We start from the raw sequence: 25,309 nt of genomic DNA, 5'->3' as shown, positions 1-25,309 counted from the left end.
AGCGAACTCATCGCCGAAGAAGAACGCCAACGCCAAGCCTGGCTCGCCCAAAACTACGAACCACCACCCTTCTGAGGGCGGTCAATTGAGCCAGGATCCGATGCGGCGCAACGCCTCTTCGATATCGCCGGTCGGCCCTGCGAACGACAGTCGCACGAAGGATCCGCCGCGCGCCGGATCGAAGTCGATGCCCGGCGCGATGGCAACCCCGGTGTCGCTCAACAACTTCGAGCAGAACGACAGCGAATCGGTGGTCAGATGTGACACATCGGCGTACACGTAGAACGCACCGTCGGTGGGTGCCAGCCGGTCGATGCCGATCGCGCGGAGCCCGTCGAGCAGCAGTCGGCGATTGGCGGCGTAGTGGTGCAGCAGTGCGTCCGCCTCCGCGATGGACTCGGGGGTGAACGCCGCCACCGCGGCGTACTGCGGCAGCACCGGTGGGCAGATGGTGAAGTTGCCGGTCAGGCAGTCCACCGCCCGTTGCAGCTCCCGCGGCACCAGCAGCCAGCCCAGCCGCCACCCGGTCATCGCGAAGTACTTAGAAAAGCTGTTGACCACCACGGCATCTCGCGACGTCTGCCATGCGCAACTGGTTTCGGGTGCGCCTTCGTACACCAGCCCGTGGTAGACCTCGTCGCTGATCAACCGCGCGCCCGTGGATTCGCACCAGGAAGCGATCGCCGCGAGTTCGTCCGGCGGAATCACCGTGCCGGTCGGGTTGGCGGGGCTCGCCACGATCACACCCTGCACCGGTGGGTCGAGTTCGGCGAGCATCTGGGCGGTCGGCTGGAAGCGCGTCTCGGGTCCGCACGGGATCTCGACGACGTCGCATCCCAGCGCGGACAGGATGTTGCGGTAGCAGGGATAGCCCGGGCTGGCGATCGCCACCCGGTCGCCGACGTCGAAACACGCAAGAAACGCCAGCAGAAAGCCACCGCTGGAACCCGTGGTGATCACGACGTCGGCGGGGTCGACGTCAAGCCCATGCCGGTCGGCGTAAGCACCTGCAATCGCGGCCCGCAGTTCGGGGATGCCCAGCGCGACCGTGTAGCCGAGCGGGCCACCGTCCAGGGCCCGTTTGGCGGCCTCCCGGACGGCGGTCGGGGCGCCTGCGCTGGGTTGGCCTGCCGACAAGTTGACAAGGTCGCCGTGCGAACGTTGCCGCTCGGCGGCGGCCAGCCACACGTCCATCACATAGAACGGTGGAATCCCCGCCCGCAGCGCAACACGATCACCCATTTGAGCGAGGATAGTGGTGCCATGCAGCGACACGATGAGCACTTCGCAATCAACAGGGCCTGGTGGGATGACCGCGCGTCTGCGCACGCCGCTTCGGCGGATTATGCGGTGGAGGATTTGATCTCGGACCCGACGCGGCTGTCGGATGTCGTCCGGTTCGACGTGCCACGCCTCGGTCACGTCGAGGGGCTGCGCGGAATCCATCTGCAATGTCATATCGGCACCGACACCCTCTCGCTGCATCGCCTTGGTGCGGTGATGACCGGGCTGGACTTCTCGCCGGAATCGATCGCCACCGCGCGACGGATCTCCGCCGAGGCCGGTGCCGACGTCGCCTTCGTGCAAGCGGACGTATACAGCGCTCACGCTGCCGTCGGCGGTGGTTTCGACTTCGTCTACACCGGTATCGGTGCACTCTGCTGGCTGCCCGACGTGAACCGTTGGGCGCACACCATTTCCGCGCTGTTAAGCCCGGGCGGCAGGCTGTTTCTCCGCGAATACCATCCGATGATGTGGGCGGTCGATGAAAACCGGACCGAGGCGCTCATGCTCGGCTACCCGTACTTCGAACAGCTCGAGCCCGACACTTTCGAGGATCCAGGTACCTACGTGGACACCGCGATCGCCTTCAGTAACAACGAGTCTCGGAGCTGGAACCACGGCCTCGGCGAGATCATCACCGCTGTTCTTGCGGCGGGCCTCGAGCTCACCATGCTCGTCGAACACGACTCCGCGCCGAACAACGCCTTACCCGGGCGCATGCGTCGGGAAATCGATGGCGAATGGCGGCTCGTCGAGCACGCGGAGCGGCTCCCGTTGACCTATACGCTGCAGGCCGTAAAGCGTTAGAAAACTTCGGATTCGAGACGGCGCAGATGTTCCCTTGGAGGTCCAAGCAGTTGCGCGCTGCCGTGCGCCCGCTTGAAGTAAAGCTGGATGTCGTGCTCCCAGGTAATCGCGATACCGCCGTGCATCTGCACCGCTTCGGCGGCCACCTTCGAAAACGCCTCGCTCGCCGACACGCGGGCCAGCGCCGCCGACGTCGGCGACGGCTCGGCGATCGCATCGTCGACGACCGCGCGTGCGGACTGCACCGACACATACAGGTCGGCCATCCGGTGCTTGAGCGCCTGGAAACTGCCGATCGGACGGCCGAACTGAACGCGGTCCTTGCTGTATTCGACGGTCAAATCCAGACATTTCGCGGCGGCGCCGATCTGCTCGGCGGCCAGCAGAATCGCGGCGGCGTCGGCGAGCCCGGGGTCCGTTCCGATGTCGGTCGTCTCTGAAGGCTTGACACGCGCGAGGCGACGCGTCAGGTCCATCGATTCGACACGCTCGGCAGTGAAGCTCGTCCAGCGCGTCAGGGTGGCGCCGTCGGTAGCGACCACCACGTCCGCGACGTCGCCGTTGATCACGCAGCCCCGATCGAACACGACCGTGCCGATCGAGGCACCCTCGGCCAGCCGCTCCAATGTGTTCGTGTCGGGCTCGTCGGCGGCCACCAGCGCGAGCTCGGCGAGCGTGGTGGCAAGCAGCGGCGTCGGCACCAGCGCCTTGCCGAGTTCCTCGAGCACCACCGCGGCATCGGCAAGCTGCCCGCCCGCGCCGCCCAGGTCCTCGGGAACGACCAGCGCGGCAGCACCGACCTGTTCGCACAACAACTTCCACAGCGCCTCGTCATAGCCGCTTTCGGAGACCATCGCCTCCCGCACGGCCGCAGGCGATGCGTGCTTGTCGACCAGCGCCGCCACCGTCCCGCGCAGCAGTTCGCGTTCCTCACTCATCACAGGGCCTCCAAGAGTGTGCGCCGATGCACTGTCGGATCGCCCCACGCCGACCGCAGCGCCTGCACACGCAGCAGCCACAGCGACAGGTCGTGCTCTTGCGTGAATCCGATTGCCCCGTGGGTTTGAAGCGCCGACCGGGCCGCCAGCAGCGCAGCGTCGGACGCGGCCACCTTGGCGGCGCTGACGTCACGCAAAGTGTCGGCTGAGTCGTCGCCCAGCGACAGCGCCGCGCCATACACCAACGGCCGCGCCAGCTCCAGCGCGATGTGCACGTCGGCCAGCTTGTGTTTGATCGCCTGGTAGGTCCCGATCGGCTTGCCGAATTGACTTCGCTGCTTGGCGTATTCGACCGAGGCGTCGAGCAGCGCCTGGCCGGCACCGACCAGTTGCGCGGCGGTGGCGAGCACGCCGAACTCATACGCCCGAGCGACATCGGCCGCCCACCAGTCACCGGAACCGGTGACGTCGAACAGCTTTCGGCTCGGATCGACGGACTCGTATTGCGCTCCCGCGACGCCGTCACGCACACCACCGTCGCCGGCCACCAGAATCAGACCCGCCGAGTCCGCATCCACCGCACGTGGAACCTGCGGCGGCAGCGCGACGGTCGCAATCACCTCACCACTCGCCAGCGCGCTCGACCGCTCGTCGTCGGCGAGCAGAACCGGCGCTACGGCAATAGATTCCGCGACCGGCCCGGGTACGCACCAACGGCCCAGCCGCTCCATCGCGACGACCAGATCGACGGGATGGGCGTCGATACCGTCGTGCTTCTCGGGCACCGCCAGCGCTGTCACCCCGAGGTCGACCAGTTGTGCCCACACCTTGCGGCCGGGACCGGAGTCGCCCGCTGCCCAGGCGCGGACCGCCGCAGGCAGGTCGGCGGCCCCCAACGCGGCGTCGATGCTCGCCGCGAAATCGCGTTGCTGGTCGTCAAGATCGAATCTCATCATTACTTCCGCGGTAGGCCCAGCAGGCGCTCGGCGATGATGTTGCGCTGAATCTCGTTCGTGCCCGCGTAGATCGGCCCGCCGAGCGCGAACAGCAGGCCATCGGTCCATGAGTCGACCAGCTCGCCGTCGGCACCCCGCAGGTCCAACGCGGTCTGGTGCAGCGCGACGTCGAGCTCCGACCAGAACACCTTGGTCACCGACGACTCGGCGCCGAGCTCACCGCCCGCGGCCACTCGCGTCACCGTCCCGAACGTGTGCAGTCGGTAGGCCTGCGCCTTGATCCAGGCGTCGGCGACCCGATCAGCGTACGCCGGGTCGGGATTCGACTTCCACTGCCGCACCAGCCGTTCCGCCGGGGCGAGGAAGCGCGCCGGGCTGCGCAGCGACATGCCGCGCTCATTGCTCGACGTACTCATCGCCGCGCGCCAGCCGTCGTGCACGCCACCGATCACGTCGTTGTCGGGAACGAAGACGTCGTCGAGGAAGATCTCGCCGAAGCCGGTGTCGCCACCCAGTTGCGCGATCGGCCGCACGGTGACGCCGTCGGCCTTGAGGTCAAACATGAAGTAGGTCAGCCCCTTGTGGCGTTCCGCCGCGGGGTCGGAGCGGAACAATCCGAATGCGCGGTCTCCGAACGGTGCTCGCGAGCTCCAGATCTTCTGCCCGTTGAGCAGCCAGCCACCGTCGGTCTTCGCCGCCGTCGACCGCAATGACGCCAGATCGCTGCCCGACTCGGGCTCCGACCACGCCTGCGCCCAGATCTCCTCGCCGCTGGCCATCTTCGGCAGCACCCGATCCAACTGCTCCTCGGTGCCGTGGGCAAACAGCGTCGGCGCCAACATCGACGTGCCGTTGGCGCTGGCCCGCCCCGGCGCACCCGCGCGGAAGTACTCCTCCTCGAAGACGACCCACTGCAGCAGGGTGGCGTCGCGGCCGCCGTACTTCTCCGGCCAGGTGATCACCGACAACCCGGCATCGAAAAGCACCTTGTCCCAATGCCGGTGCTGTTCGAAGCCCTCGGCGGTGTCATACGACTTGGTCGGGAACGCGTCCTTGTTGGCGGCGAGGAAATCGCGCACCTCGGCCTGAAAGGCCAGTGTTGCGTCGTCAAAGTGCAGGTCCATCAAACTCTTTCCCTCAGCAGCGGCTTGACCACCTTGCCGCCTGGATTGCGTGGCAGCGCGTCGAGGAACTCCACCGACTGCGGCGTCTTGAACTTGGCCAGATGCTCACGGGTGTAAGCGATCACGGTCTCCTCATCCAGCCCCGTACCGGGCTTGACCACCACGAAGGCCTTGCCGACCTCGCCGAGGCGCTCGTCGGGCACCCCGACGACAGCCGATTCGGCGACACCGTCCAGCCGGGCCAGCACCTGCTCGACCTCGGCGGGATAGACGTTGAACCCGCCGCTGATGTACATGTCCTTCAGCCGGTCGGTGATGCTGAGATTGCCTGCCTCGTCGAGCTTTCCGACGTCACCGGTGTGCAGCCAGCCGTCGGTATCGATGGCCGCGGCGGTGGCTTCCGGGTCGTCTAGGTAGCCCAGCATCACGTTCGGACCGCGCAGCAGCACCTCGTCCTGATCACCGATACGCAACTCGAAATCCGCGATCGGCCTGCCGCAGGTGGTAGCCACGGTGACGGGATCGTCGTCGGCGCTGCACATGGTGCCGAACCCGTTGGCCTCGGTCAGGCCGTATGCGGTGAGCACGATGTCGAAATCCAGTTCGCTCTGCATCCGCTCGATCAGCACCACGGGGACCACCGCTGCGCCGGTCACCGCGAACCTCAGCGAGGTCAGGTCGTAATTGCCGCGCTTGGGGTGGTCGAGCAGCACCTGGTAGATGGTCGGCGGTCCGGGCAGAACCGTGATGCGGTGCTCCTGAACGGCTTTCATCGCTTGTTCGGGATCGAAGGTCAGCTGCGGGATCAGGGTGGCGCCGGTCTGCAGGCAGGCCAGGATTCCGGCCTTGTAGCCGAAGTTGTGGAAGAACGGGTTAATGCAGAGGTAGCGGTCGTCGCTGGTGATCTGCCCGCACTCCGCCCATGCCGCCGAACCGGCCAGTGACTGCCGATGCGCACAAAGCGCACCCTTGCTGCGGCCGGTGGTGCCGGAGGTGAACAGAATGTCGGAGACGTCATCGGGGGTCACGCCCGCTGCGCGGGCATCGGCCGCGGCGACGTCGATGCCGCGGGCCATGAACTCGGCCCAGGTGCCGTCGGCCTTCTCGACCGGGATCCGGACGATGTGGCGGAGGTGCGGCATGGCGTCGCGGTCCAGCGATGCGGCCTTGTCGGCGCCGAGGAACTCGCCAGCCGCGAACAGCAGTGGTGCGCCGGTGCGGGCCAGGATGTCGCAGGCCTCGCTGGCGGTGTAGCGGGTGTTGAGCGGGACCAGCACACCGCCGGCGTAGGTGGTGGCCAGGCACGCCACCACCCAGTGCCAGGTGTTCGGCGACCAGATCGCGACCCGGTCCCCGGCGCCGACGCCCAGGTCGATCATCGCCGCGGCGGCCCGGCGAACCTCCTCGCGCAGTTCGCCGTAGGTCAGCCGCCGCTCCGGCGTGACCACCGCGGCATGTTCGGAGAACTGGTCGGCAATCCGGTCCAGGACCTGCGGAATGGTCCTTCGATCGTCGCCCATTGACGCTCCTCTAACAAAGCAAGTGCTTGGTAGGTTAGCCTACAGGGGTGATAGAGGTCGAGGAGTTCAGGGCCGAGGTCCGCGACTGGCTCGCCGAGAACCTTGTCGGCGAATTCGCCGCGCTCAAAGGCCTCGGCGCGCCGGGGCGCGAGGACGAGGCGTTCGAGGAGCGCCGCGCTTGGAACCAGAAGTTGGCCGCCGCCGGGCTGACCTGTTTGGGTTGGCCGGTCGAATACTGCGGGCGCGGCCTGACGGTCGCGCATCGCGTCGCGTTTTACGAGGAGTACGCGCGCGCGGACGCGCCGCACAAGGTCAACCACTTCGGTGAGGAGTTGCTGGGCCCGACGTTGATCGCGTTCGGCACCGAGGCGCAGAAGAAGCGCTTCCTGCCCAAGATCCTCGATGTCACGGAGTTGTGGTGCCAGGGCTACTCAGAGCCCGGTGCGGGCAGCGACCTGGCCAATGTCTCGACGACGGCCGAACTCGACGGCGACCAGTGGGTGATCAACGGCCAGAAGGTGTGGACGTCGATGGCGCACCTTTCGCAGTGGTGCTTCGTGGTGGCCCGCACCGAGAAGGGGTCAAAACGCCACGCCGGACTGTCGTATCTGCTTGTGCCGCTTGACCAGCCCGGTGTGGAGATCCGGCCGATCGTGCAGTTGACCGGGACCGCGGATTTCAACGAGGTGTTCTTCGACGACGCCCGCACCGACGCCGACCTCGTGGTGGGTGAGCCCGGTGACGGCTGGCGGATCGCGATGGGAACGCTGACCTTCGAGCGCGGGGTGTCGACGCTCGGCCAGCAGATCCGTTATGCGCGTGAGCACTCCAATCTCGTCGAACTCGCCAAGCGCACCGGTGCCGATGACGACCCGTTGATCCGCGAACGGCTGACCCGGTCGTGGGTGGGCCTGCGGACCATGCGGTCGTATGCGCTGGCGACCATGGACGTGGAACAGCCAGGCCAAGACTCGGTTTCGAAGTTGTTGTGGGCCAACTGGCACCGTGACCTCGGCGAGCTGGCGATGGACGTCGTCGGCAAGGCCGGGCTGGTGGCCGAAAACGGTGAGCTCGACGTCTGGCAGCACCTCTACCTGTTCACCCGCGCAGACACCATCTATGGCGGATCGAATGAAATCCAGCGCAACATCATCGCCGAGCGGGTGCTCGGTCTACCCAGGGAGCTAAAGGGATGAGTTTGGCGGAGGCGCCGAAAGAAGTTGAGGGGCACGGACTTCTGACCGGGAAGGTCGTCGTGGTGACGGCCGCCGCGGGAACCGGCATCGGCTCTGCGGTAGCGCGTCGAGCCCTTGCCGAGGGTGCCGACGTCATGGTGTCCGACCACCACGAGCGCAGGCTCGGCGAGACTCGGGACCAACTGACCGAACTCGGGCTGGGCCGCGTCGAGAGCGTGGTATGTGACGTCACGTCCACCGCGCAAGTAGACGCGCTGATCGCGTCGACCACTGCGCGCATGGGCCGCCTCGACGTACTCGTCAACAACGCCGGTCTCGGCGGCACGACCCCGGTGGTCGACATGACCGACGAAGAGTGGGACCGGGTCCTCAACGTGACCCTGACCTCGACCATGCGGGCTACCCGCGCCGCGTTGCGGTACTTCCGCGAGGCCGGCCACGGCGGAGTGATCGTGAACAACGCAAGCGTGCTGGGCTGGCGGGCGCAGCATTCGCAGTCGCACTATGCGGCGGCCAAGGCGGGCGTGATGGCGCTGACCCGCTGCAGCGCAATCGAAGCCGTCGAGTTCGGCGTGCGGATCAATGCGGTGTCACCCAGCATCGCCAGGCACAAGTTCCTCGAAAAAACGAGCTCCTCGGAGTTGTTGGACCGACTGTCGGAGGTCGAGGCCTTCGGCCGCGCGGCCGAACCATGGGAGGTGGCCGCCACCATCGCGTTCCTGGCCAGCGACTACTCCAGTTACTTGACGGGCGAGGTCATCTCGGTGTCCAGTCAACGAGCCTGAGCCCCCAGGCTTACCTAGCAAGCGCTTGGTTGCTATCCTGACCGGGTGGACAAGGCGCTTCCGAGTCGCCGCGACGAGCTGCTGGACCTCGCCGCGACGATGTTCGCCGAGCGTGGCCTGCGCGCCACCACCGTGCGTGACATCGCCGATTCCGCAGGCATCCTTTCGGGCAGCCTCTATCACCATTTCAAATCCAAGGAACAGATGGTCGAGGAGGTGCTTCGGAACTTCCTTGACTGGCTGTTCGAGCGGTACGCGGAGATCGTCGGTCGCGAATCCGATCCGCTCGAGCGGGTGAAAGGTCTGTTCATGACCTCGTTCGAGGCCATCGAGAACCGGCATGCGCAGGTCGTCATCTACCAGGACGAGGCCAAGCGGCTGTCCTCGCTTCCGCAGTTCGAGTTCGTCGAGACCCGCAACCGCGAGCAGCGCAGGATGTGGGTGGACGTTTTGAAGCAGGGCGTCGCCGAGGGCCGCTTCCGGCCCGACATCGACGTCGACCTGGTGTACCGGTTCATTCGCGACACCACATGGGTTTCGGTCCGCTGGTATCAACCCGGGGGCCCCCTGACGGCCGAACAAGTCGGCCAGCAGTATCTGAGCATCGTTCTGGGCGGTATCACAAGGGAGTAGGACTCAAATGGCTGGATCTTCACAGGCATACGTCATCGACGCCGTGCGCACCGCCGTCGGCAAGCGCAATGGGTCGCTTGCCGGCGTGCATCCCGTCGACCTCGGTGCGGCGGGGTGGCGGGGACTGTTCGACCGCGTGGACGTCGACCCGGCTGCGGTTGACGACGTGATTGCCGGTTGTCTGGACGCGATCGGACCGCAGGCAGGCAACATCGCCCGCCTGTCGTGGCTGGCCGCCGGATACCCGGAGGAAGTTCCCGGCGTCACCGTGGATCGCCAGTGCGGTTCCAGCCAGCAGGCTATTTCCTTCGGTGCGCAGGCCATCATGTCCGGGACCGCTGATCTGATCGTGGCGGGCGGCATGCAGAACATGAGCCAGATCCCGATCTCGTCCGCGATGACGGTCGCCGAGCAGTTCGGATTCACCTCTCCCACAAACGAATCCAAGAGCTGGCTGCACCGGTACGGCGATCAGGAGATCTCACAGTTTCGCGGTGCGGAGCTGATCGCCGAGAAGTGGGAGCTCTCACGCGAGGAGATGGAGGAGTTCTCGCTTGCCAGCCATCAGCGCGCGGCCGACGCGATCCGATCCGGCTATTTCGAGAACGAGATCATCCCTGTCGACGGTTTCGTCACCGATGAGGGCCCGCGCGACACCTCACTGGAGAAGATGGCGGGGCTGAAGACACTGACCGACGGCGGCAGGCTGACGGCCGCGATGGCCAGCCAGATCTCCGACGGTGCCAGCGCGGTGCTCCTCGCGTCCGAACAGGCGGTCAAGGATCACGGCCTCACGCCGCGCGCTCGCATCCACCACATCAGCGCGCGCGGCGCCGATCCGGTGTTCATGTTGACAGGGCCGATTCCCGCGACGCGCTACGCGCTGGACAAGACGGGGCTGTCGATGGACGACATCGACACCGTCGAGATCAACGAGGCGTTCGCGCCGGTGGTGATGGCGTGGATGAAGGAACTCAAGGTCGACCACGCAAAGGTCAACCCCAGCGGTGGTGCCATCGCGCTCGGGCACCCGCTCGGTGCGACCGGCGCAAAGTTGTTCGCCACGATGCTGAATACGCTGGAGCGCACCGGCGGTCGCTACGGCCTGCAGACGATGTGCGAAGGCGGCGGCACCGCCAACGTCACGATCATCGAGCGACTCTAGGCGCTACTCGACCTTCACCGCGAGCGACCGTGTCTGTACGTCGACACGCCGTGTTTGCGCGTACAAACGCGGTCGGTGAAGGTTAGTGCGTCAGCGCCAGGCTGGGCGCCGTGTGTTTCGCCCAGAAGTCGCGGAGCTGGGCAACGATGAAGTCGGGCTTCTCTTCGAAGACCCAGTGACCGCATTCCTCGATCACGCCGCCATCGGCGTGCTCGGCGATCGCTGATGCACAGTTGAAGCAGTGCTCTGCGAATGAGTAGCGGCCACCCCACGCCAGCATCGGCACCGTGAGCGTGTCCTTGACCAGTTCGGCTGTCTGGGAGGCCATCTGCGGGATATAGCCGTAATGGTTGAGGCTTGCGCGAAGACTTCCCGGCTGCCGCATGTGCATGACGTACTGCTGTATTTCGCTCTCCGGCACGGCCGTCGGGTTGAAGGCGAAGTCGCGGAAAAAGTGCCGGAGGTATTGCTCCTCCCGGCCCTCGATGAGGAGTCGGGTGACGTCCATGTTCATGTGCATGCTGAGGTGCCAGTACGGCACGCGTGGATCGACATATCCGGGATGACTCAAGCCGAAGTACGGCGTCTCGATCGTGGCAATCGAGTGCGCACGATCTTGCGCGGCGTAGGCCAGCGCCACGGACGGCGGTCCGCCGAGGTCGTGACTCAGGATGTGAAAACTGTCTACCGCTTCGACGGCGAGCAGCGCGAGCATGTCTTGCGCGATCGTCTTCGGCTCGTAGCCGACGTAGGGCTTGTCGCTGTCGGCGTATCCCCGCAGGTCGGGTGCGATGAATGAATACTCATCGGCGAGACGTTCGATCACCGGCAGGAATTCACGGTGGTTTTGCGGCCAACCGTGCATACAGAGGACGGTCGGGCCGCTACCCGCCGTGACGTAGTGGAGCGAAACGCCGTTGACATTCGCTCGCTTGTGGGTAAGGGCTGTCATAGTTAGACGCTACGCCGGCTGGCGGGGATCACTCGACGAAAGCGGCCGCCGCCTGCAGGTGTTTGACAGCGTCACTAATGATCGTGTCAATCAGTTCTGCGCACGACGGCAGGTCGTCGAGGATGCCTGCGACCTGACCCGACGCCAGCACCCCGGCGTCCGTGTTGCCCTCCACCAAACCGGCTTTCAGCAGCATCGGGGTGTTGGCCGCCATCAGCACCTGGGACCAGGTCAGTTCTTTGCCGTGCCGCATTTCCAGGCCGTCGCTGATCATCGATCGCCACGTCATGCCCGACATCTTCTTGAACTTCTGCGCATTGCGGACCGCGGCGGAAAAACCCCGCAGCCGCGAACCGCTTTCGAGTTTTTCGACGAGCCCGGTGCGCAGCACCCGGTGCGGCATGCCGTCGACGCGGGTGGACACCACCGTGCCGTCGAGTCCGGCCGTCAGATACCGCTGTTTGACGGCGTCGGGCACGGTGGAATCGGAGGTCAGCAGGAATCGGGTGCCCATCGCGACGCCTGCCGCACCGTAGGAAAGCGCCGCAGCCAACCCGCGGCCGTCGAAGAAACCGCCCGCCGCCACGACGGGGATATCCACTGCATCGAGCACCGACGGCAGCAGCAGCGTGGTGGCGATCGGGCCGGTATGCCCGCCGCCTTCGCCGCCCTGGACGATGACAGCGTCGGCGCCCCAGCCGGCCACCTTCTTCGCATGCTTGGCCAGGCCTACCGACGGAATCACCACCACGCCAGCATCTTTGAGCTTGGCGATCAGGTCAGGTTTTGGTGCCAGCGCGAACGATGCGACCTTGACGCCTTCGCGGATCAACAGGTCGATGCGTTCGTTCGCGTCACCCGCGTCGGCGCGGATGTTGATGCCGAACGGCTTGTCCGTCGCAGCCTTGACCTTCGTCACCGCAGTCTGCAATTCGTCGAGCGTCATGGTCGCCGATGCCAGGATGCCAAGGCCGCCCGCGTTCGACGTCGCGGACACCAGTCTTGCGCCCGCCACCCAGCCCATCCCGGTCTGCACCACTGGATGCTCGATGCCGACGAGCTCCGTCAACGGCGTGCGCAGTTTTGTCATGCTCGTATTTCCCTGTCCCGCAGCGATTTCGGATCGATCACGTCGCGGACCAGCTTCAGTTCCGCCTCGGTGGGGAGCCGGGTCTGTTCGGCTTCGTCCAGGCCGTGCACCTCAAACGAGGTGTTCTCGGCCACCTGTTCCGCAGTGATCCCCGGGTGCAGCGACACCGCGCGCATCTGATGGTCCGGGCCGTTGAAGTCGAACACACCGAGATTGCTCACCACGCGGTACACGTTGACGAACCGGTACGCCGGGTTGTCCGGATCGACCTTGTCCCAGCCGATGCCGGACACCACGTCGACGGACTCGCCGAATACCCGCTTGGAGTGGTTGCCGACCCAGTAACTCGTCGCGTGGTTGATCGTGTTGCCGGGCGCACCGCGGACACCGAACATCTGCCGGGTTGGGTGCTGAAGCGGCCCGAACGCCGAGAGGTTCTGATTGCCGTAGCGGTCGATCTGGTTGGCGCCCATCACCACATGGCGACGACCCCAGGCCAGTGTCTCGAAGACGCGACCGAACGGCATCCACCCTTCGATCGCGCCGACGACGCCGATTGCAGGGGTGTCGGCCAGCAGCCTGGCTTCCCCGTCGGTGAGCAGGATGTCCGGGGAGAAGGTCAGTCGGGCCAACCGCGCGCCGATCGACACCATGGTCGCCATCGGGCTGACCATGATCTCTCCTGCGTCGCGAAACAGTTCCGCACATGCGACAGCGCAGATTTCGGCTCGGGTCGTCGACATCACTGCGTCTCTCCAAACTTGCGCACGGCCTCTTGGTAGTCGGCCTCGCTGCCGCTGAGATATGTCTGCACGAACTTCTGCCAGGTGTCATCGGACGCGGCGGCCTCGGCGTAGTGCCGCTGGAATTTCTCGTCGCGGCGATAGTCCGGTTCGGCCGTGGTGAAGTGGGCGCCGTTGGGCGCCTCGACTACGGCGTCGACCATCATCCGGTTGACCAGCAGCGCCTGCGGCGGCACGGCCTTGACGAGTTCCTCGGTGGGCACCACCTTCTCCACCGACAGATACCGCCGGTCGGCGGCCATCAGATAAAGGTCGTCGAAATACGGATCGATGCCGGTGTAGGCGGCATTGCCTTGTGCATCACCGAGATTCATATGCACGAACGCGGCGTCGAGCCGCAGGGCGGGCATCGCGATGAGTTCTTCGAACCCAGCCTGAGAACCGGAGTCCGTCGGATACGGCGACCTCACCGTCTTCAGTTCGTCGCCCCAGAAGGCGCGCACGTCGCTGCCGAGGCCCGCGCGGATCGGCAGGAACGGCAGCCGTTGTGCGGCGGCCTGCAACCCGCATCGCAGCATGCCCTCGTCCATCTCGCGCGCCTCGATCGAGCCGCTGGTGCGGGCCTTGGCGAACCACGGGTCGTAGAACGGCGGTGAGTCCAGCGACACGAAGCCGTAGTAGACGCGCTTGACCTTGCCTGCCGAGCACAGCAACCCGAGGTCCGGTCCGCCGTAGGTCACCACGGTCAGATCGGTGACGTCGGTGCGCAGCAGCGCCCGCACGAACGCCATCGGCTTGCGCCGCGATCCCCAGCCGCCGATACCGATCGTCATGCCGCTCTCGATCGAGGAGACGGCGTCGTCGAACGTTGTCCGCTTATCGCTCACTTGGACCCCTTGTTGGTTCCCGCGAACGCGTCGCGGTGTTCGTCGGCGACACCGGCCAGGTTCAGCTCGAACGTAAAGCCTTGCTCCATGCGGTAACTCGAGTTCACCTTCTGCACGTCGATCAGGTTCAGCGCTTCTTTGGCGGCGCGGATCACCCGGGTGTCCTTGGCGGCGATGTCGCGGGCGACCCGCAGCGCCGCCTCGTCCAACTCGGCGCGGGGTACCACCTCGTGCACTGATCCGAAGTGGTGCAGCGTCGCGGCATCGACCGTGGCCGCGGTGAAGAACAGTCTGCGCATCATGTGCTGGGGCACCAGGCGCGACAGGTGGGTCGCTGCGCCAAGGGCGCCGCGTTCCACCTCGGGCAGGCCGAACTTGGCGTCGTCGGACGCGACGATCACGTCGGCGTTGCCGACCAGGCCGATACCGCCGCCCACGCAGAAACCGTTGACCGCCGCGACCACCGGTACCGCGCACTCGTATACCGCGCGGAAGGCCGCGTAGCAGCCTCGGTTGGCATCGATGAGTGCGGTGAATCCCTCGGTGTTCTGCATCTCCTTGATGTCGACGCCCGCGTTGAAGCCGCGCCCCTCCGCGCGCAGGATCACGACATGCGTCTCGGGGTCCTCACCGGCCTTGGTGATCGTATCTGCGAGTTCAAACCAACCGCGCGACGGGATCGCGTTGACCGGCGGGTAGTCGACGGTGACCGAGATGATCCCGGGTTCGGTGATGGTGGAGGTGATTGGCATTGCACTTCCTGGGGGTCGATACCTAAGCAAGCACTTGCTTGGTACGCTAGCACAGTGACCGACGCCGCAGACATCAACCTCGGGCTCAAGGACAGAGTGGTCCTGGTGACCGGCGGGGTCCGCGGCGTCGGCGCCGGAATCAGTGCCGTCTTCGCTGATCAGGGCTCCACGGTGGTGACGTGTGCACGGCGCGCCGTCGACGGGTCGCCGTACGAGTTCCACTCCTGCGATGTCCGCGACGACGACGCCGTCGCGGCGATGATCGCGACGATCATCGAGACGCACGGGCGACTCGACATCGTGGTCAACAACGCCGGGGGATCGCCCTATGTGCTCACCGCGGACGCGAGCGCGAAGTTCAACCGCAAGATCGTCGAACTCAACTTGCTCGGTCCGCTGTCGGTGTCCCAGCACGCGAACGCGGTGATGCAGGCGCAGGACGGCGGCGGGTCGATCATCAACGTCTCCAGCGTCAGCGGCCGCAGGCCGACCCCTGGCACCGCGCCGTACGGCGCCGCCAAGGCCGGTGTCGAAAGTCTCACCAGCACACTGGCTGTCGAGTGGGCGCCCAAAGTCAGGGTCAACTCGGTCGTGGTCGGCATGGTCGAGACCGAACAGTCCGAACTTTTCTACGGTGATGAGGAATCGATCGCGGCGATCTCCAAGAACGTGCCGCTCGGCAGGCTCGCCACACCTGCCGACGTCGGTTGGGCCGCAGCGTTTCTCGCCTCGGACGCCGCGTCGTACATCAGCGGTGCCAGCCTCGAGGTGCACGGCGGCGGCGAGCCGCCGCACTACCTGGCCACAACGAACGCAATCAAGTAAGGAGACACCGAATATGGGTTTGCTCGACGGCCGGGTGGTCATCGTGACGGGCGCAGGCGGCGGCATCGGGCGCGCGCACGCGCTCGCGTTCGCCGCCGAGGGCGCACGGGTGGTGGTCAACGACATCGGTGTCGGCCTCGACGGTTCGCCCGCGAGCGGCGGCAGCGCCGCGCAAGGGGTCGTCGACGAGATCACCGCCGCCGGTGGGGAAGCCGTCACCAGCGGCGCGAATGTCGCCGACTGGCAGCAGGCCGAAGGCCTCATCCAGACCGCGGTCGAGCGCTTCGGCGGTTTGGACGTGCTGGTCAACAATGCGGGCATCGTCCGCGACCGGATGTTCGCCAATACCAGCGAGGAAGAGTTCGACGCCGTCATCGCGGTGCACCTCAAGGGCCACTTCGCGACGATGCGCCACGCCGCAGCGTACTGGCGCGCTCAGTCGAAGGCGGGCAATCCGGTCGACGCCAGGATCATCAACACCAGTTCCGGGGCGGGCCTGCAAGGCAGTGTGGGACAGGCGAATTACAGTGCCGCCAAGGCGGGCATCGCAGCCATGACACTGGTCGCCGCGGCGGAGATGGGCCGCTACGGCGTCACCGTCAATGCGATCGCACCGTCGGCGCGTACCAGGATGACCGAGACCGTTTTCGCCGAGATGATGGCGACGCAGGACAACGATTTCGACGCCATGGCGCCGGAAAACATCTCGCCGCTTGTGGTTTGGCTCGGCAGCGTCGAGTCTCGCGACGTCACGGGCCGGATGTTCGAAGTCGAGGGCGGCATCGTCCGGGTGGCCGATGGCTGGGCGCACGGGCCTCAGGTGGACAAGGGCGCCCGCTGGGATCCGGCCGAGCTCGGTCCGGTGGTCAAGGATCTGCTGGCCAAGGCCCGCCCGCCGGTTCCGGTATACGGCGCCTAGTTACGCGGCCTTCTTGTCGTCGCCGGTGTTTTCGGTGTCGCCGCCGGACTTGTCCGGTGCCTGAGCGCCTTCGGTGGTATCGGCCTTCGGCGCAATGGTTGCCACGGATTTCTCGGTGTCGTCCTTGAACTCATCCGAGTCGACCGTCCTGTGTGCCTTCGCGGCGGTTCCACTCGGTTCGAACTTGTTCCCGCGCTTGAGCTTCGTTGTCTCAGTCGGCTTCTTCTCGGGCTTCTTCTCGGTCTTCTTCGCCGGTGGCGTCGTCTCCGGCGTATCCACCGCGAAGGACTCGGTGGCGGACTTTTCAGCAGGGGCCGCACTTCGCAGCGAACCGACGACATCGTTGACGACTTTGGGGACGAAGCCGACGACCTTGGTGGCGACGTCGACGACGCCGTCTCGAACCGCCTTGACAAGTCGCGCTACATCACCCGAGGCGAACGCCTGCCCGATGCGATAGAGCGCGGTCTGCGGCGCGGTGACGACATTGCGGACGTCGACGAACAACTTCGTCGGCAACGACGGTTCCTCGGCAACCTCGATGCCGTCCCAATTCTCAAGCGTCCAACCGTCTTCCGGATTGCCGGTGATCACCACGACGTCGGTGTTGTCCAACGGATGGGTGAGCAGCAGCCCCAGATCGGGATTGTCGACGTTCATCATCGTCCAGAACATGATCGTCGCCCCGTGCGAGAACACCACGGCGTTGCGGTCACCACTGTCGTAGATCTTCTGCACGGCGTCGTCGACCCTGGCGTCGAACGCGTTGCCGTCGGTCGACCCGAGCACCGGCACGAACCGCGCCCCGAGAGTCCACGCGGCCGGGCCCAACACGTAGCCGATGCGGCCGAGCCCAGAGTCCTCCGACTGGCCCTCGAACACCCCGGCGTCGATTTCCCGTAGCCCGGGAAGCACCGTGATCGGCATGCCCAACTCGGTGGCGAGGGGCTGCGCTGTCTCCTGCGTTCTGATCATCGAAGAGGCATAGATGCCGTCGTAGCCGTTGCCTTTGAGCGCCTCGGCGATGTCCACCGCCTGCTGCTGACCCCTTGGGGTCAAATGCGGGCCGGGCACCGACGTGTTGATCACACGCGCTTCATTGGCCTCCGATTCCGCGTGCCGGACGAATGTCAGCGTCATCGCTTCGGCGGCCCATGCGGGCAGCGCGGTCGCGAGCATCAGGACGATCGTGGCGACGACCGTCATGGCGATAGAAGACAGGCGGCGCATCGATCACTCCATCCACAAGTCAATGGGCGCGCTCACCGTACAAGACAGGCGGCGCCGGAAGTAGACAGTTCGCCAAATCTGTCGTATGCATTCGAACCGCCCTCGAACCGCACCGATCCGGCTCATCATGGACAAATGGGACAGCGACGATATGTGGCACTCGTCGGCGCAATCTTGTTGCTACTGACCGGTTGTGGCGGCCAACGCGGCGGCGACAACGCAGGGTCGACGGCGGAGCCGACCTCGTGTGAAGTCACCTCCGACGCGCGGTTGAGCATCGCCACGGGTAACACCACCGGTGTTTACTACACGCTCGGCGGCGCGTACGCCGAGGCGATCAGCCAGCAGACCGGCGGCAAGCTGAAGGCGACCGCCGCGGAGACGTCGGCGTCGGTGCAGAACATTCAGCAGCTGGTGGCGGGCACCCATCAGATCGCGTTCTCGCTGGCGGACACCGCAGTCGACGCGGTGAACGGCAGCGCGTCGTTCAAAGAGAAGCAACCGGTCGCGGCGCTGACCCGGCTGTATCCCAACTACACCCAGGTCATCGCCCGCACCGATGCAGGCATCAACTCGATCGCCGATATGCGTGGCAAGAGGGTGTCCACCGGAGCGCCGAACTCCGGCACAGAGGTGATCGCCAATCGCATGCTGGAGGCGGCGGGCCTCGACGCGGCCAAGGACATCCAGGCTCAACGCACGGAACTCGGCAAGACGGTCGAGGGGATGAAGGACGGCTCGATCGATGCGATGTTCTGGTCCGGCGGGCTGCCCACCGCCGGGATCACGGACTTGTTCGTGAGCAGGCGCGAGGCGGTCAAGTTCATCGACGTGACCGACACCCTGGCGAAGCTGCAGCAGATCAACCCGATCTACGAGCGCGGGGTGGTCCCGGCCAGTGTCTATCAAACGCCCGCCGACGTCGCCACCGTCGTGGTGCCCAATCTCCTTCTGGTGAAGGACGATATGGACGGCAACACCGCCTGCGTGCTGACCAAGGCGCTGTTCGGCCACAAGTCGGATCTGGTGAAGGCGAACAAGGCGGCAGACGGCATCACGCTTGACAACGCTCGCCAAACCAGCCCGGTCCCATTGCATCCAGGTGCCAAGAAGGCGCTCGACGAACTCGGCGCGGCCAGCTGACCGAGAACGTCGCGGCGCCAACCGCATACGAGGACGAAAAGCCTGCTCGGCAACTGACGGGGTGGGTACGGCACGCGGTTGCGGCAGCCTGCGTCATCGTCGGACTGTTCGCCATCTACCAGGTGTTCTTTCCGCTGGCGCAGGGCAATCAGGTATCGCTGATCTTGTTCCTCGCCGCGGTGTTGCCGTTGACCTTGCTGTGTTACCGCTCCGGCCTGCGATTGCCTCGGCGCAAGACCGAGGCACCGAAAGACAACCCCTCGCCGATCGACTGGCTGCTGGCCGCGGTGGCGTTGGCGGCGTGTCTCTATCCGGTGCTGCCCTTCGAAATCGCTGACGGTGGAGGCGGATTCGACGATTTCCTCAGCAGGCAAGGCATGCCCGCAGTGGCCGACGTGATCGTCGGGTCGATCGTGCTGTTGCTGGTGCTGGAGGCCTGCAGGCGGACAACGGGGGCCGCGCTGCCCATCGTGTGCCTGCTGGCGCTCGGCTACGCCTATTACGGTGGCTATCTACCGCAGAGCGCGGTGATCGCGCATGCAGGCGTGGACTGGGACCAGATCATCAGCGCATCGTTCATCCAGTCGACGGGCCTGTACGGCGTGCCACTGGACGTCGCGGCCACCTACATCGTGTTGTTCACCATCTACGGAGCGGTGCTCGACGCGTCAGGAGCCAGCAAGTTCTTCATCGACCTGTCCTTCGCGGCATTCCGCAGATCGAGGGCGGCACCTGGCCGCACCGTGACGCTGGCAGGCTTTCTCCTCGGCAGCGTGTCGGGTTCGGGAACGGCGACCACCGTCAGCCTTGGTTCGGTCTGCTGGCCGGTGTTGCGCCGGGCAGGCTATCCGAGCGAGAACGCGGGCGGGATGCTCGCCGCGGCCGGCATCGGCGCGATCCTCTCGCCGCCCACGCTGGGCGCGGCGGCGTTCATCATCGCCGAATACCTTGGCGTGTCGTACCTGACGGTGCTGGTGTGGGCGATCGTGCCGACGATCTTGTACTACCTCGGCATCCTGCTTGCCGTCGAGATCGACGCGCGCCGATACGGCACTCGCGAGGTTGAGGTGGCCGCGCAATCGACGTGGCGACTGCTGGGCCGATTCGGCTATCACCTCGTCTCGCTGGTGATGATCGTCGTGTTCCTCGCGATGGACATGTCGGCCGTCCGTGCAGTGGTGTATGCGACCGCGCTCCAGATCGTGCTGTCCTACCTCGACCGCGAGCACCGGCTCACCCCGGCCCGGTTGTACGCCGCGCTGGCAGGCGGCGTGCGCGGAGTGCTCTCGGTCGCGGCCGTCTGCGCCGCCGCAGGCGTGATCGCCGCGATGATCACCAGGACGGGTCTCGGCCTGCAACTGAATTCGATTCTGGTCAACCTGGCCCGCTCGATCACCGAGAACCCAACGGCCGTCCTGAATTTCACCGCCGTCTTCGCCGCGCTGGCGGTGTCGGTGCTCGGCCTTGCGGTGCCCGTCACCGCATCCTTCGTGATCAGCTGGGTGATTGTCGGCCCCGCGCTCCAAGATCTCGGAGTGCCCGCGCCGGCCGTGGCCATGTTCGTCTTCTACTTCGCGGTGCTCTCCGAAGTGACGCCACCGACCGCGCTCGCTGCGGTCGCGGCCTCTGCGATCACCGGCGGTCGGGTGATCGCCACCATGTGGCAGACCTGGAAGTACACGCTGCCCGCGTTCCTGGTCCCGTTCGCGTTCGTGCTGACCGACAACGGCGAAGGGCTGCTGGGACTCCGGTCAATCGGCGACATGGTCTGGACCGCAGCGGTTTCCGCTGTGGCGGTGGCCGCTCTCGCCGTCGTGACGGGCGGTTGGCTGGTGCATCGGGCGCACTGGCCGGAACGGGTTTTGTGCGTACCCGCGGCCGCGTTGCTGCTGTATCTCAATCCGGTGACCATCGCGGTGGGCATGGGACTACTGGCGGCGGCCGTCGCCGTGCACCTGGTCACGGCTCGCAGATCACCAGCGGAATCACCCGATCAGTCGCCTCCCGATAGCCGCGATACGGCGGGTACATCTTGATCAGCTCGGGCCAATAGTGTTGTCGCTCGGCCTCGGTGGCCTCGCGGGCGACGAGATCGAGGTGCTCATCGCGAATCTGCACATGCACTTTGGGATTTGACTTGAGGTTGCGGTACCAACCCGGATGCTCGTCGCGGCCTCCGAACGACGCAGGCAGAATGACACGGTCGCCGTCGCGCAGATACAGCGTCGGGGTGGTGCGCGGAGCACCTGTCTTACGGCCTGTCGTCGTGATCAGCGTGGCGGGGAACCACAGCAATTTGGCGCCCAGTCGACCGTTCGTGCGTCGATAGACCCAGATATGGGTGCGCGCGAAGTACTTCATCGCCAGCACCAGAGGACGCGAATTGCGGATCGTGCCTGCCATACCCCGTGGTTTGCCGCAAACAGGGATCGGCAAACTATTTCTTCAGTCGACGGCTGCCGCCGTGCCAATCCTCTTCTTTGCCAACGGATTCCGTGTCGACACCGAAGCTGGCCAACTGAGGCCGCTCCCGCAAGCTGCGCTTTATCTCCGCGAACCCGGGGAAGCCGGCCAAGCCGATCACGTGGTCCCAGAGCCGACCGGCATCCTCCGGTGACGGCAACCTGCTGATCACCGGCCCGAAGAACGCCGTCCCGTCCGGCGGCTGGAAGTGCAGGATGGGGGTGCCGACGTCGCGTCCCGTCAACGCCAGCGCCTCCTCGGTCTCGGCGCGGATCTCGTCGTCGTATCCGGTAGCGTCGAGCGCATCGGCTAGGTCGACGGGTAGACCGAGATCCCGCAGTAGCGGTTCGAGCATGTCCCGCGACCCTTGACCCGAAGCCGAAAGCGGGTCGACTTCGCGCGGGGTGTCGAAGATCCTCGTCCCCATCGCCTGGTAGAGCGGCCCGACGGCGGCGCGTCCATGCTCCGCACGCACCCGCGCGGCGACCCGCAAGAGTCGCAGCCCCGCGGTGTGCCCGTCCTCGTACTCGGGAGGAAAGTGACTTGCGTAGTCGATGTGCGCGTTGAGGATGCGCAGCGAGATGAACCGCCAGTCGACCGCGTAATCTCGCTGGGCCGCCACCATCCGCACCCACTTGCTGGTCATCCAGGCGAACGGACAGACCGGGTCGAAGTAGAAGTGCAGATCGTAGTCAGTTGTCATGGTTCGCAAACTACCAGCGGGATCACCCGATCAGTCCCATGACTGGTAGTCGTTGATGGTCGGGTAGACCGCTGCCAATAGCCTTGCCGCTCTTCCTCCTTGGCGTCTGACCTTGAGGTCACCTTGTCGCCGTCGCGGATGTAGAGCAGCGGCGCTATCCGCGGCTTTGCCAGGCGCCGATCCTAGGACGTCAGGAAGGGGCGAACGACCGCCTTGATGTGGTGGATGGTGCAGTCTTCCGGGGGAATGACGAACGTCTCGTCGATATGCGCGCCTACTCGCCTGCCCGCGATCGACGGTTTGGTCACCAGATCGAATTTGGCCCGCACGACGTCACCGTCGACGGCGAATTCGGGAACGCTGGTGGAACGGATCACCCGGTACTGCGGACCGCCATTCAGGCTGCGGCGCAAGTGATCTCCTGAGAACCCGGTCTTCACGCCGAATTCGATCCGGGTGCAGCCGGGGGCAAACGGAACCTTGTCGGCGTCGTGGCTCACCAGCGCATCGATGTAAGCCTGTGCGGCCGCGATCCGTTTGGCGTCCGACCGTGCCGATTCCCCGGTCGTCCCCTGCGCTGCGCGCGTGGGCCCATCGCTCCTGCCCGCCGGAGCCACTAGATCCGCTCGATGATCGTGCCGGTGGACAGCGCACCGCCGGCACACATCGTGATCAGCGCCGTGCTCTTATCGGTGCGCTCCAACTCGTGCAACGCGGTGGTGATCAGCCTGCTGCCCGTGCTGCCCACCGGGTGGCCGAGCGCGATCGCGCCCCCGTTGACGTTGACCTTGTCCATGTCGGGGTTGTGCACCCGCGCCCACGACAACACGACCGAAGCGAACGCCTCGTTGATCTCGGTGATGTCGATGTCGCCCATCTTCATGCCGGCCTTCTCCAGCACCTTGGCCGTCGACTGGACCGGACCGTCGAGGTGGTAGTACGGCTCGGCGCCGACCAGCGCCTGGCTGATGATCCGCGCCCGTGGCTTCAGGCCCAGCGCGCGCGCCTTGTCCTCGTCCATCCACAACACCGCGGCGGCGCCGTCGGAGATCTGCGACGAGGTGCCCGCGGTGTGGATACCGTCCTCGATCACCGGCTTCAGCGACGCGAGGCCCTCCAACGTCGTGTCGCGCAAGCCCTGGTCCTTGGTCACGGGCGCACGCTCGGACGTCGGCTGCTTGTTCTCGTCGAGAACGGGCGCCTCGATCGGGCTGATCTCGCGATCGAACCGGCCTTCGGCCCACGCCTGCTTGGCTTTCCGTTGCGAGTCGAAGCCGAGCTGGTCGATCTCCTCGCGAGTGATGCCGCGCCGCTTGGCGATTCGCTCGGCAGCCGTGAACTGGTCGGGCAGGTCGATGTCCCACGACGCGGGCCGCAGGATGCTGCGATCGGGGCCTGCGTTGGCGCCAAGGCCGACGCGGCTCATCGCCTCGATACCGCACGCGATGCCGATGTCGATGGCGCCCGCCGCGATCAGGCCCGCGATCAAGCCGTTCGCCTGTTGGCCGCTGCCGCACTGGCAGTCCACCGTCATCGCGCCGACGTGCTCGGGCAGGCCGGCGACCAACCAGCTCACCCGGGTGATGTTGTTGGACTGCTCGCCGAACTGCGTGACGCAGCCGCCGATGACCTGCTCCACCATCTCTGTTTCGAAGCCGGAGTCGAGCCGTGCCTTGTCGACCAGAGCCTTCTGCGTGGCGCCCAGCAACTCGGTGGCGTGCAGGCCGGACAACCATCCGTTCCGCTTGCCGATGGGGCTGCGGGTGGCTTCAACGATGACAGGGTTACCCATTCCGTCAGGCTAGAACACGTTTCATTAGTCTGACAAGCGCGGATGGCGACCTGCCTTTTATCTGCGGTGGAGGCATGTTTTACTGGCACTAGAACACGTTGCAATTGAGGAGAGCTTTATATGCCCTGCCCCATCTCAGCCGACTTCGATTTCCTCGACGCAGAACTGAACCTCGCGGGTCTGCCCGTGGCTGAGCTCGCCGAGCTGCGCAAGTCCGAGCCGATTCACTGGGTCGACGTCCCCGGTGGCACGGGTGGTTTCGGAGACAAAGGGTACTGGCTGGTCACCAAGCACGCGGATGTCAAAGAGGTGTCCAAGCGCAACGACATCTTCGGCAGCTCGCCCGACGGCGCGATCCCGGTCTGGCCGCAGGACATGACGCGCGACGCCATCGATCTGCAGAAGGCCGTGCTGCTCAACATGGATGCGCCGCAGCACACCCGGCTGCGCAAGATCATCTCTCGTGGTTTCACCCCCCGGGCGGTGGGGCGGTTGGAAGACGAGTTGCGTGTGCGCGCCCAGAAGATCGCCGAAACCGCCGCAGCGGGGCAGTCGGGCGACTTCGTCGAGCAGGTGTCCTGCGAGCTGCCGCTTCAGGCCATCGCCGGCCTGCTCGGGGTGCCGCAGGAGGACCGTGACAAGTTGTTCCGCTGGTCCAACGAGATGACGGCGGGCGAGGACCCCGAGTACGCGCACATCGATCCTGCGGTGTCGTCGGTCGAGCTCATTCAGTACGCGATGCAGATGGCTGCGGAGCGGGCGAAGAACCCCACCGAGGACATCGTCACCCAGTTGATCGAGGCGGACATCGAGGGCGAGAAGCTCTCGGACGACGAGTTCGGCTTCTTCGTGGTGATGCTCGCGGTGGCCGGCAACGAGACGACGCGAAACTCGATCACGCACGGCATGATCGCGTTCTCGCGGAATCCGGACCAGTGGGAGCTGTACAAGAAGGAGCGTCCGGAGACCGCGGCTGACGAGATCGTCCGGTGGGCCACCCCGGTTTCGGCGTTCCAGCGCACCGCGCTCGAGGACACCGAGTTGGGCGGCGTACAGATCAAGAAGGGGCAGCGGGTGGTGATGTCCTACCGCTCAGCCAACTTCGACGAAGAGGTGTTCGACGATCCGCACACCTTCAACATCCTGCGGAACCCCAACCCCCACGTCGGCTTCGGCGGAACGGGGGCGCACTACTGCATCGGCGCTAACCTCGCCAAGATGACCATCAACCTGATCTTCAACGCGATCGCCGATCACATGCCCGATCTCAAACCGATCGGCGAGCCGGAGCGGCTGAAGTCAGGTTGGCTCAACGGGATCAAGCACTGGCAGGTGGATTACACCGGCAAGTGCCCCGCCGCCGGCGGCCCGGCGAATCAGGCCGGAGCTCGCTGAGACTCGA

25 protein-coding genes are annotated in these 25,309 nt (G+C 65.7%); 10 read left to right on the top strand and 15 right to left on the bottom strand.

The annotated features are described in order from the left end of the window. Positions 1–81: 81 nt before the first annotated feature. On the bottom strand, positions 82–1,242 hold the full coding sequence (locus A5724_RS02555; RefSeq protein ID WP_067795645.1) for a pyridoxal phosphate-dependent aminotransferase: 1,161 nt from the start codon (positions 1,240–1,242) through the stop codon (positions 82–84). Positions 1,243–1,263: 21 nt separating this feature from the next. Between A5724_RS02555 and A5724_RS02550 the strand changes: the two genes are divergently transcribed. Then, positions 1,264–2,091, top strand: coding sequence for a bifunctional 2-polyprenyl-6-hydroxyphenol methylase/3-demethylubiquinol 3-O-methyltransferase UbiG (locus A5724_RS02550; protein WP_067795643.1), 828 nt, complete (start codon positions 1,264–1,266; stop codon positions 2,089–2,091). Here A5724_RS02550 and A5724_RS02545 read toward each other — a convergent pair. From A5724_RS02545 to fadD3, 4 genes are read right to left on the bottom strand one after another with little or no spacing between them, the layout of a single operon-like run. Next, positions 2,088–3,029 (bottom strand): acyl-CoA dehydrogenase family protein, encoded by a 942-nt coding sequence (locus tag A5724_RS02545; protein ID WP_067795640.1) that lies wholly within the window; start codon positions 3,027–3,029, stop codon positions 2,088–2,090. The two genes, A5724_RS02550 and A5724_RS02545, sit on opposite strands and share 4 nt — an antisense overlap. After that, positions 3,029–3,982, bottom strand: a complete 954-nt coding sequence (locus A5724_RS02540; protein ID WP_067795637.1) for an acyl-CoA dehydrogenase family protein — start codon at positions 3,980–3,982, stop codon at positions 3,029–3,031. The genes A5724_RS02545 and A5724_RS02540 overlap by 1 nt, the downstream gene beginning before the upstream one ends. A 2-nt stretch (positions 3,983–3,984) precedes the next feature. After that, on the bottom strand, positions 3,985–5,109 hold the full coding sequence (locus A5724_RS02535; protein ID WP_067795633.1) for an acyl-CoA dehydrogenase family protein: 1,125 nt from the start codon (positions 5,107–5,109) through the stop codon (positions 3,985–3,987). Further along, on the bottom strand, positions 5,109–6,629 hold the full coding sequence (gene fadD3 / locus A5724_RS02530) for a 3-((3aS,4S,7aS)-7a-methyl-1,5-dioxo-octahydro-1H-inden-4-yl)propanoate--CoA ligase FadD3 (RefSeq protein ID WP_067795630.1): 1,521 nt from the start codon (positions 6,627–6,629) through the stop codon (positions 5,109–5,111). The genes A5724_RS02535 and fadD3 overlap by 1 nt, the downstream gene beginning before the upstream one ends. Before the next feature lie 47 nt (positions 6,630–6,676). Here fadD3 and ipdE1 point away from each other — a divergent pair, with 47 nt between their 5' ends. From ipdE1 to fadA6, 4 genes are read left to right on the top strand one after another with little or no spacing between them, the layout of a single operon-like run. Beyond that, the gene (gene ipdE1, locus A5724_RS02525) at positions 6,677–7,825 is read left to right on the top strand and encodes an acyl-CoA dehydrogenase IpdE1 (protein WP_067795627.1); all 1,149 of its coding nucleotides are present in this window, start codon (positions 6,677–6,679) and stop codon (positions 7,823–7,825) included. Then, positions 7,822–8,610: a (5R,7aS)-5-hydroxy-7a-methyl-1-oxo-2,3,5,6,7,7a-hexahydro-1H-indene-carboxyl-CoA reductase gene (gene ipdF, locus A5724_RS02520; protein ID WP_067795624.1), complete on the top strand. Its 789-nt coding sequence runs from the start codon at positions 7,822–7,824 to the stop codon at positions 8,608–8,610. The genes ipdE1 and ipdF overlap by 4 nt, the downstream gene beginning before the upstream one ends. Positions 8,611–8,655: 45 nt before the next feature. After that, positions 8,656–9,243, top strand: a complete 588-nt coding sequence (gene kstR2 / locus A5724_RS02515) for a TetR family transcriptional regulator KstR2 (protein ID WP_067795621.1) — start codon at positions 8,656–8,658, stop codon at positions 9,241–9,243. A 7-nt stretch (positions 9,244–9,250) separates the two neighbouring features. Next, the gene (gene fadA6, locus A5724_RS02510; RefSeq protein WP_067795618.1) at positions 9,251–10,408 is read left to right on the top strand and encodes a steroid 3-ketoacyl-CoA thiolase FadA6; all 1,158 of its coding nucleotides are present in this window, start codon (positions 9,251–9,253) and stop codon (positions 10,406–10,408) included. A gap of 82 nt (positions 10,409–10,490) precedes the next feature. On the opposite strand, the gene A5724_RS02505 is transcribed toward fadA6, so the two are convergent. Genes A5724_RS02505 through echA20 form a run of 5 tightly spaced genes read right to left on the bottom strand, consistent with a single transcriptional unit; the run spans position 10,491 to position 14,832 of the window. Continuing rightward, a complete protein-coding gene (locus tag A5724_RS02505; RefSeq protein ID WP_082964809.1) occupies positions 10,491–11,360 on the bottom strand; it encodes an alpha/beta fold hydrolase in 870 nt (289 codons plus the stop codon). A 28-nt stretch (positions 11,361–11,388) separates the two neighbouring features. After that, a complete protein-coding gene (gene ipdC / locus A5724_RS02500) occupies positions 11,389–12,450 on the bottom strand; it encodes a (3aS,4S,5R,7aS)-5-hydroxy-7a-methyl-1-oxo-octahydro-1H-indene-4-carboxyl-CoA dehydrogenase (RefSeq protein ID WP_067795612.1) in 1,062 nt (353 codons plus the stop codon). Further along, positions 12,447–13,193: a cholesterol ring-cleaving hydrolase subunit IpdB gene (ipdB, locus tag A5724_RS02495; RefSeq protein ID WP_197518519.1), complete on the bottom strand. Its 747-nt coding sequence runs from the start codon at positions 13,191–13,193 to the stop codon at positions 12,447–12,449. Before ipdB ends, ipdC begins: the two co-directional genes overlap by 4 nt. Next, positions 13,193–14,080, bottom strand: a complete 888-nt coding sequence (ipdA, locus tag A5724_RS02490) for a cholesterol ring-cleaving hydrolase subunit IpdA (RefSeq protein ID WP_067795606.1) — start codon at positions 14,078–14,080, stop codon at positions 13,193–13,195. Before ipdA ends, ipdB begins: the two co-directional genes overlap by 1 nt. Beyond that, positions 14,077–14,832, bottom strand: coding sequence for a (7aS)-7a-methyl-1,5-dioxo-2,3,5,6,7,7a-hexahydro-1H-indene-carboxyl-CoA hydrolase (gene echA20, locus A5724_RS02485; RefSeq protein ID WP_067795603.1), 756 nt, complete (start codon positions 14,830–14,832; stop codon positions 14,077–14,079). The genes ipdA and echA20 overlap by 4 nt, the downstream gene beginning before the upstream one ends. Positions 14,833–14,850: 18 nt before the next feature. On the opposite strand from echA20, the gene A5724_RS02480 reads away from it, so the two are divergent. Both A5724_RS02480 and A5724_RS02475 read left to right on the top strand, forming a co-directional pair. Continuing rightward, positions 14,851–15,657 (top strand): SDR family oxidoreductase, encoded by an 807-nt coding sequence (locus tag A5724_RS02480; RefSeq protein ID WP_197518527.1) that lies wholly within the window; start codon positions 14,851–14,853, stop codon positions 15,655–15,657. Positions 15,658–15,670: 13 nt separating this feature from the next. Beyond that, positions 15,671–16,576 (top strand): SDR family oxidoreductase, encoded by a 906-nt coding sequence (locus tag A5724_RS02475; protein ID WP_067795597.1) that lies wholly within the window; start codon positions 15,671–15,673, stop codon positions 16,574–16,576. Here A5724_RS02475 and A5724_RS02470 read toward each other — a convergent pair whose 3' ends face one another. Then, entirely contained in the window at positions 16,577–17,782 is a 1,206-nt protein-coding gene (locus A5724_RS02470) for a histidine phosphatase family protein (RefSeq protein WP_067795594.1), read from the bottom strand. 159 nt (positions 17,783–17,941) lie between these two features. Between A5724_RS02470 and A5724_RS02465 the strand changes: the two genes are divergently transcribed. Then, positions 17,942–18,949: a TAXI family TRAP transporter solute-binding subunit gene (locus A5724_RS02465; protein WP_067795591.1), complete on the top strand. Its 1,008-nt coding sequence runs from the start codon at positions 17,942–17,944 to the stop codon at positions 18,947–18,949. Next, positions 18,946–20,985: a TRAP transporter fused permease subunit gene (locus A5724_RS02460; RefSeq protein ID WP_067795588.1), complete on the top strand. Its 2,040-nt coding sequence runs from the start codon at positions 18,946–18,948 to the stop codon at positions 20,983–20,985. The genes A5724_RS02465 and A5724_RS02460 overlap by 4 nt, the downstream gene beginning before the upstream one ends. Here A5724_RS02460 and A5724_RS02455 read toward each other — a convergent pair. The 4 genes from A5724_RS02455 to A5724_RS02440 form a co-directional block, all read right to left on the bottom strand. After that, positions 20,909–21,352, bottom strand: a complete 444-nt coding sequence (locus A5724_RS02455; RefSeq protein ID WP_067795585.1) for a nitroreductase family deazaflavin-dependent oxidoreductase — start codon at positions 21,350–21,352, stop codon at positions 20,909–20,911. The two genes, A5724_RS02460 and A5724_RS02455, sit on opposite strands and share 77 nt — an antisense overlap. Before the next feature lie 34 nt (positions 21,353–21,386). Then, entirely contained in the window at positions 21,387–22,115 is a 729-nt protein-coding gene (locus A5724_RS02450; protein WP_067795582.1) for a hypothetical protein, read from the bottom strand. 182 nt (positions 22,116–22,297) lie between these two features. Beyond that, positions 22,298–22,615 carry a hypothetical protein gene (locus tag A5724_RS02445; RefSeq protein WP_232004674.1) on the bottom strand — a complete coding sequence of 106 codons (318 nt, stop codon included), beginning with the start codon at positions 22,613–22,615 and terminating at the stop codon, positions 22,298–22,300. Positions 22,616–22,731: 116 nt separating this feature from the next. Beyond that, positions 22,732–23,907 (bottom strand): steroid 3-ketoacyl-CoA thiolase, encoded by a 1,176-nt coding sequence (locus A5724_RS02440; protein ID WP_067795579.1) that lies wholly within the window; start codon positions 23,905–23,907, stop codon positions 22,732–22,734. Positions 23,908–24,027: 120 nt separating this feature from the next. Between A5724_RS02440 and A5724_RS02435 the strand changes: the two genes are divergently transcribed. Then, on the top strand, positions 24,028–25,302 hold the full coding sequence (locus A5724_RS02435; RefSeq protein ID WP_067795577.1) for a cytochrome P450: 1,275 nt from the start codon (positions 24,028–24,030) through the stop codon (positions 25,300–25,302). The last annotated feature ends 7 nt before the right edge of the window (positions 25,303–25,309 follow it).

This window comes from Mycobacterium sp. ACS1612, from assembly GCF_001667505.1.
Taxonomy (GTDB): Bacteria; Actinomycetota; Actinomycetes; order Mycobacteriales; family Mycobacteriaceae; genus Mycobacterium.
The sequence above is the reverse complement of the archived record's forward strand: the minus strand, read 5'-3'. Positions and strand labels throughout refer to the sequence as shown.